At 68.3% G+C, this 2,277-nt stretch carries 3 protein-coding genes; all 3 read right to left on the reverse strand.

The features are described from left to right. The coding region (locus VLK61_RS28995; RefSeq protein ID WP_325426641.1) for a (2Fe-2S)-binding protein at positions 1–347 on the reverse strand (347 nt) is incomplete at its 3' end. Between the two features lie 23 nt (positions 348–370). Next, positions 371–1,492, reverse strand: a complete 1,122-nt coding sequence (locus tag VLK61_RS29000; RefSeq protein WP_325426643.1) for an ABC transporter ATP-binding protein — start codon at positions 1,490–1,492, stop codon at positions 371–373. 36 nt (positions 1,493–1,528) lie between these two features. Next, positions 1,529–2,277, reverse strand: a 749-nt coding sequence (locus VLK61_RS29005) for an ABC transporter permease (RefSeq protein ID WP_325426645.1), incomplete at its 5' end; no start/stop codon positions are given.

A 2,277-nucleotide genomic window follows, 5' to 3' on the forward strand; every position in this document is an offset into this window, starting at 1 on the left:
TGACGGCGCGCGAAGTCGACCGCGCTCATCACCATGCCGGGTGTGCAGAAGCCGCACTGCAGGCCATGCGCCTCGTGGAAAGCCTGCTGCATCGGGTGCAGACCGGCGGGGCCGGACAGGCCTTCGATGGTCGTCACCTCGGCGCCTTCCAGCGTGATCGCCAGCACGCTGCAGCTCTTCACCGACCGGCCGTTCAGGTGCACCACGCAGGCGCCGCACTGGCTGGTGTCGCAGCCGACATGGGTGCCGGTGAGGCCGAATTTCTCGCGCACCACGTCGCTCAGCAGATCGGTGCTCGCCAGCTCGGCCGATACCGGCTGCGTGTTCAAGACAAAGTGGATCAGCATGCGTTCGCTCTCCCCAGTGAGATTCAGGCCAGGAGCAAGGACCGTTCCGACGCCCAGGTGGCGACCACCGGATCGCCGACGGTGAACGGGTCGGTGAAGAATTCGCGCTCGGGCACATAGGCCACCAGCTCTTCGCCGGCCTGCGCATCGAGCATCACCTTGACGAAATAGCCCTGGTACTCGACGGCGCGGATGCGCGTGTGCAATGCGGCGCGGCCGGCGGCGGGCAGCGCGCCATCGGGCCGGCGCAGCTGCAGGTCGTCGCGCCGAACCGCGACGTCGACGCGCTCTCCCGCCACCAGCCGGCGCCGCTGCGGCAAGGGCAGTTCGATGCCCACGCCACCGCCGCCGTGCAACATCGCATGCGCGCCGTTGACATGCTCGACACGGCACGGAATGACGTTCTGCCCGCCGACGAACTCGGCCACATAACGGTCCGTCGGAGCGGCATAGATCTCGCGCGCCGGGCCGGACTGCTTGATGCGGCCGCTCTCCATCACCACCACCAGGTCGGCCAGCGCAATCGCCTCCAGCTGGGTATGCGTGACATGCACGAAGGTGATGCCCAGCTCGCGCTGCATGCGCCGCAGCTCTTCGCGCATGCGGATGCGCAGCTGCTCGTCCAGCGCCGACAGCGGCTCGTCGAGCAAGAGCACACGCGGCTCGGTGATCGCCGCCCGCGCCAGCGCCACGCGCTGCTGCTGGCCGCCCGACAGCTGCGCCGGCAGCCGGTCGGCCAGCTCGGCGATGCGCACCTTGTCCATCATCGCGCCGGTGAGTTCGGCCACGCGCGACGCCGGCAGCCGGCGCACGCGCAGCGCAAAGCCGATGTTCTGCCGCACCGTGAGGTGCGGGAACAGCGCGTAGGACTGGAACATCATCGCGGTGCGCCGCTGCGGCGGCGGCAGGCCGACGACGTTGCCGCCGCCGATCAGGATCTCGCCGTCGCTGGGGTCTTCATGGCCGGCGATCAGCCGCAGCAGCGTGGTCTTGCCGCAGCCCGAGGGGCCGAGGATGCAGCAGTACGCGCCGTCGGGAATCTTCAGGTTGACCCCGTCGACCGCCAGTTGTCCGTCGAACGGCCCGCCATAGCGCTTGCACACGCCCGCCAATTCGATGTCGCCTGCTTGAGGTGCTTGGGCCATGGCTCTTGGTATGGGGATGTCGGCACGCCGGGGGTATCAGCGCGCCGCGCGGCGCCGCTGCAGGTGGGCGATGGTGCCCAGGCAGAGGCCGATCGCGACGAAGGAAACGACGGTGGTCACGGTGCCCAGCGCGTACAGCGAGGGCGACGTGACGTTCAGCGTCATGGTCCAGATTTCCACCGGCAAGGTGTTCAACGAACCGGCGGTCTGCAAGGTGCGGGCAAATTCGTCGTACGACAGCGTGAAGCCGAACAGCGCCACCGCCACCAGGCCCGGCAGCAGGATCGGAATCACCACCCATCGCAGTGTCTGCCCGGGCGACGCGCCCAGGTCGCGCGCCGCCTCTTCCCAGCGGCGATCGAAGCGCGACATCACCGCGAACATCACCAGTACGCCGAAGGGCAGGGTCAGCGACAGTTGCGCGCCGAGCGCGGATGTGGTCCAGCCCGGCTCCAGGCCGAAGAACTGGAACAGCAGGCCGATGCCGATGCCCAGCACCAGGCCCGGTACGACCAGGCTGCCGATCAGCAGGTAGAACACGATGCCGTCACCCGGGAAGCGGCGCCGGAAGGCCATGCCTGCGAGGAAGGACACGATCACCGTGATCACGGTGGCGACAACGGCCAGCTTGATCGAGCGCTCGAAACTGCCCTTCACGTCGCCGGTGCGCACCTGCGTGAAGAGGTCGACGAACCAGTGCAGCGACAGGCCCTTCATCGGGAACACCAGGCCGCCGCGCACGTCCTGCAACGACAGGATGTAGATGCACAGCATCGGCCCGTACA

Source organism: Aquabacterium sp. (genome assembly GCF_035476535.1).
Classification (GTDB): domain Bacteria; phylum Pseudomonadota; class Gammaproteobacteria; order Burkholderiales; family Burkholderiaceae_C; genus Pseudaquabacterium.

What these genes read in the sequence shown, in the direction of transcription:
- VLK61_RS29000 (WP_325426643.1), bottom strand. Translation starts at nt 1,492, where the DNA reads ATGGCCCAAGCACCTCAAGCAGGCGACATCGAATTGGCGGGCGTGTGC.